Annotated in this window: 3 protein-coding genes and 1 pseudogene; 1 reads left to right on the forward strand and 3 read right to left on the reverse strand. The window is 35.8% G+C overall.

Translation table 11 applies throughout. The features are described from left to right. A pseudogene (locus tag DD829_RS24105) lies at window positions 1–204 on the forward strand (hypothetical protein); the annotation flags it as partial. Window positions 205–748: 544 nt separating this feature from the next. Here the strand turns inward: DD829_RS24105 and DD829_RS10635 are convergent. The 3 genes from DD829_RS10635 to DD829_RS10645 all read right to left on the reverse strand — a co-directional run. Further along, window positions 749–1,594 (reverse strand): transposase, encoded by an 846-nt coding sequence (locus DD829_RS10635; RefSeq protein WP_228408168.1) that lies wholly within the window; start codon window positions 1,592–1,594, stop codon window positions 749–751. 338 nt (window positions 1,595–1,932) lie between these two features. Further along, window positions 1,933–3,234 carry an HlyD family secretion protein gene (locus DD829_RS10640; protein ID WP_108411742.1) on the reverse strand — a complete coding sequence of 434 codons (1,302 nt, stop codon included), beginning with the start codon at window positions 3,232–3,234 and terminating at the stop codon, window positions 1,933–1,935. Window positions 3,235–3,244: 10 nt separating this feature from the next. After that, window positions 3,245–5,308, reverse strand: a 2,064-nt coding sequence (locus tag DD829_RS10645; protein ID WP_133240943.1) for a peptidase domain-containing ABC transporter, incomplete at its 5' end; no start/stop codon positions are given.

Consider the following 5,308-nt stretch of genomic DNA (forward strand, 5'->3'; position numbering starts at 1 on the left):
CATTTAAAAAGAAACCACTCCTTAGGATTAAACTTCCTAAAAGGAGTGGATGGAGATATTAATAATGCCTTATTAGCAGGAATTGGATACAATTTGAAGATGAGATTAAACCAAATTAAAAAACAATTGATCCTTTGGTTTGAACTTGTTTTCAAAATCTTTTTAGGCAAGTATAATTTTCAAAATGAAAAATTAGCTTTTTAAGGAATGACTACTTAAAAGGAATTCGGGTAAACAGAGTTGTGCCTGGTCCGGTTTGGAAGGCATTAGAGATAAGTTGCGGACAGACTCAGGATAAAGTAACGCTTTTCATAAATATTTCGGGTACAACATGGGTACAACATGGGTACAACAAATGACGGTTTATGATGGTTTTTATTGGTTTATGATGTAAGTTCAAAATTGCGAAAGCGCCCTATTTTAGGGCAAAATAAGCTATTTGGAATCATTCTTAATTGGTTTCATAACCCTGAGGTCACGGGTTCAATTCCCGTCTTCGCTACATATGAATAAAAGGTTTCAGGAAATATTCTGAAACCTTTTTATTTGGGTAATGTGGTCAAAAATAGTTGGTGTTTTTGTCAGAAATAATTCATAATATTTGGCAGTTGATTGGAAGAGGAAATGAGCAATGCTGAAGAGCAACTCATCAGCAATACAATCAACGCTGTAAACAATAGTTTAGAGGATGGCTTTGCCATCCTTTTTTGCAAATTATTGGAACAGCTCTATGGCTTAAAAAAAACTTTTACGACTTTAGATTTTTATAGAAAAGATACCATTGGATGAACTTCTTTCTTCGGCTTTTGGTAAGTCCCCGATGAATATTGAGATTGCCTTTCAGATGACCGAAAAAAGACTCTATGCCGTTGGTTGTTTTAGGTATTTTAGGATTTTGCAGGAACATAAACATATTGGGTAAAGCCTTCCTGATAGCCGAAAAACATCTTCTTACCATCTTGTGCGTGTGCCAATATCTTCCGGTTTCCTGGCTGTATGATTTTTCATTCAAAAATTCGTGATGCTTCTCAGACCAATCTAAAAATTCTTTGATCCAATACTGCTTTTTAACTTCATTGTCGATAAAATGAATCTTGCAGACAATTTCTCGCAACTCAAAACCCCCTGCAGACTTTGGATAAGCCGAAAGCCATATTTTGCACATTCTCTGAATATGCACCAAACATCTCTGGACAGGAACTTTCGGACAAACTTTACGGATAGCTTTCAGTAGAGATTTGTCGCCATCGCAGGTTATCCCGCCAATTTTTATTCCTAAATTCAAGATGTTTTCCAAATCCTCTTTCAGTTCCTCATAATGCTCACCGTCAGTAATTCTGTAAAGTTGGGTTTGCTTAAAAACATTATCTCTGTAAATCACCAAACAGATTTCATTGGAGAAATAAGTGCCGTCAATCAGTAAATAAACCTCCTTGTTCTGGTTGTAACTGAGTTTTGGAGCTTTACTAAGCATCACGTTAAAATACCGTTGAAGAGTACTTACCGAATATCCAGATTCTGCTGAAATCTGCTCATAAGTCTGTTTCCCAACAATCCATTTTTTGAACCAAATTTCTTTGTTTTTTAGGCCCACAGATTTATTCTCCGAAGTAAAATGAATGCCACAGTTTTTACATTTAAAACGACGCTTTCCGTTTTGCTTTCCCCAAGAAATCACATCCAGACTTTTGCAAATCCAGCAACGATTTTTTTTGAATTTTCAGCCATAAAAAAAGTTTATTGAAACAAAGTTCAATAAACTTTATATATCATCAGTAACAATCGGCAGTACGAAGAATTTTACCAACTATTTTTGACTATTAAACCTTTATTTGATAATCATCATAGTTTTCTATCTATAAAAATCAGCTATTTTAAACGAAATACAAAAAATAAAACCGAAACAATGGCGTTCCGGTTTCTATATTTGTATTAGCTTTGATATCCTAATAATTTTCTCATCTGATAAAAGAAGCGCTCAATCAACCTTAAATCCTGAGTGACAATTTCAGCATTTCCTTTTAATTCTTTATCGAAAACCAAGTTTTTATTGTAGCTGGTTTTTAATCCTTTTGGAAGAAGTACATCTACGTAGTAATTTCCTTCTTTATCGGGAGACAGAGAAATATTCTGTACTTTTCCTTCTACGATTCCGTATTCCTGATAACGGTAATTATCGAGCTTAATCAAAACCTTTTCACCCGAAGCAATTTTACCGGAGTTGGTAGCCGGAACCGACATTCTGCCGACTAGTTTTTCCCGGTTTTTAGGAAGAATAGATAAAACGGCATCTCCTGCTTTTATAAACTGATTTTCGCCGAAAAACTGCTGAAAACTTGCCATACCATCTGTATTCGAAATAAGAAGATAATTTTGCTCCCATTGCTTCAGCGATTTTCTCAATTGTTCAAAAAGCTGTAAAGTCTGAGAAGAATAGGTAATTTTATCTTTTTCTGTGTTAATAGCTGTTCCGCTTTTTGTTTTATTTAAATTAGAAATTCCTTCTTCCATCTGTGAAAGAGAAATGTTTATGTTTTCTAAATTTTGCTGCGCCTGTATGTATTTTATTTTTTCATTTTCAAGCTCCATGGAGGAAATAACTCCTTGGTTGAATAGCTCCTGAGAACGGATGTAATTTTTCTTTGTCAGTTCATATTTTGCCTGTTCAAGGCTTTTTTGCTGTTTAGTAGTGGCAATTCTTACCCTGTATTCGGAAAGACTCTGGTTAGCGGCAAGATTTTCCGGAGCGTAAGGCTGCAGTCTTGTAAACAAAGCTTCATCCTGAAAAGCTTTTGCAAAACTGTTATAATCTCCCTGAAGTTCTCCCAGCTTGAAATGAGAGGTTTCGCTGAGTGGAAATGATGATAATCTATTGGATGATAAAGAATCGATTATTTTTTTTAACGCAAGAACATCTTTGTAGTTTGCAGAAGACTGCATGACCATCAATACCTGATCTTTTTTAACTTCCTGATGATCTTTGATAAATATTTTTTCAATTTTAGAATTGGTTCTGGCTTCTAATTTTTCCGGTGGATTTTGTGAAGTCACAATAATAGGCGCAGGAATAAATTCCGGATATTTGATGACATAGCTCATTATTAAAATAAGCACTAAAATCAAAAATATAATGGTATTTCCCCAACGGATCATCCAGTGAGGAGGCTGTGTCAAAATATCCTGAACACTTTCAGAACGAAGCTCAATATTATCTAAAATGTCTTTTTCTGCCATTACGTATTTCTTAATTTCCAAGTTCTAACTGATTCTTTACCAATCGGTAATATTCTCCTCTCAGAGCAACCAATTCCGCATGATTTCCTTCTTCTACCACTTTTCCTTTATCTAAAACAATGATTTTATCGGCATGTTTTACGGTGGAAAGCCTGTGGGCGATCACAACTGCTGTTTTTCCTTTGAAGAACTGTTCGAGATTTTCCATGATCACTTTTTCATTGTTTGCATCCAAAGCCGAAGTCGCTTCATCAAATAAAATATAATCAGGAGATTTATAAACCGCTCTTGCAATGAAAAGTCTCTGCTTTTGCCCGCCGCTCACTCCCAAACCTTCATTTCCGATTTTTGTGTTGTAGCTTAAAGGCAGTTCTTCAATAAATTCTTTAATGTTGGCGATTTCTACAGATCTCCTCAATTTTTGCTTATCAACATAATCTTCACCAACGGCAATATTATTGGCAATGGTATCATTAAAAACATATCCTTCCTGCATTACCACTCCGCAATGATCTCTCCAGAATCTTGGGGAAATATTATTGAGTTTTGTATTCCCCAATCGAATTTCTCCCTGGGAAGGTTCGTAGAATTTCATTAAAAGTTTCAACAGTGTTGTTTTTCCGCTTCCGCTTGCTCCTACAATGGCTGTCGTTTTCTGAAAGGGAATGCTGAGTGTAAGATTTTCAAAAACCGGAACATCGGAGCCGGTGTATCTGAATGAAACGTTTTCCACCAGAATATCTTTCTCAGGAATGTCATGGGAGTACTGTTCTTCTTTGTTTTCCTCATCATCTTTATCATGAATCTCACCCAATCTTTCCAAAGAAATTTTAGCATCCTGAAACTGTTTTATAAAATCGATCAGCTGAAGCAATGGACTGTTTAATTGTCCGATAATGTACTGAACTGAAAGCATCATCCCTAACGTAAGATTTCCTTCAAGCACCAATTTTGCCGAAAGAAAGCTCACGAAAATATCTTTCATTTGATTGATGAAATTTCCTCCTACAGACTGCCACTGTTCCAAAGACAAAGATTTTATTCTCAGCTTGAATAATTTCACCTGTAGAAATTCCCAGTCCCATCTTTTTTGTTTCTCGGCATTATGCATTTTAATCTCCTGCATTCCGTTGATCAGCTCAATGACCTTACTTTGCTCCTGAGAAACCTGCGAAAATCTTTTGTAATCGAGTTCTTTTCTTTTACTCAGAAAAAAACTGATCCATCCGATGTAAGCTGCCGCTCCGATAAGATAGACGATAAACAGCCTGTAATCATAAAATAACAGTACGATACTGAAAATAATAAGATTGACTAATGAAAACAGGGTGTTCAGCGAAGAACTTGTGAGAAGCTGCTCGATTCTGTGATGGTCATTAATTCTCTGCATGATGTCTCCGGTCATTCTCGTATCGAAAAAACTGATCGGAAGCTTCATGAGTTTAATAAAGAAATCGGAAATAATAGAAATATTAATCCTTGCCGAAAGATGAAGCAAAATCCAGCTTCGGATCATTTCAATTCCCATTCTTCCCATAAAAAGTATCACTTGTGCTAAAAGGACAAGATAAATGAAATTAAGATCCTGATTCTGAATACCGACATCGACAATACTCTGGGTAAGGAAAGGGAAAATCAGAGAAAGTAAACTTCCCGCTAAAAGACCTACCGCAAGCTGGATTACTAACGATTTATATTTCAGTACATATTTTGAAAGAAAAGAAAAACTGGCTTTACTTTCCTGATCATCAAATTCTGTCTGAAAAAAAGCAGGGGTGGTTTCTAAAATAAGTACAATTCCCTCTTCTGTTTTTTCATTGGCATTTTCACCGATCCATAGTTTGATGAATTCTTCTCTTGTGTAGGTAATTAGTCCGTATCCGGGATCTGAAACATATACTTTATTGCTTTTGTCTATTTTATAAACAACTACGAAGTGATTTTTATTCCAGTGGACAATACAGGGGAACGGAACCTCCTCTGCAAGAGATTCAAAATTAATCTGAACTCCTAAAGAACGGAACCCAAGATCTTCCGCAGCATCACTCAATCCGAGTAAGCTGCTTCCTTCCCT

Source organism: Chryseobacterium sp. HMWF035 (assembly GCF_003094695.1).
GTDB lineage: Bacteria > Bacteroidota > Bacteroidia > Flavobacteriales > Weeksellaceae > Chryseobacterium > Chryseobacterium gambrini.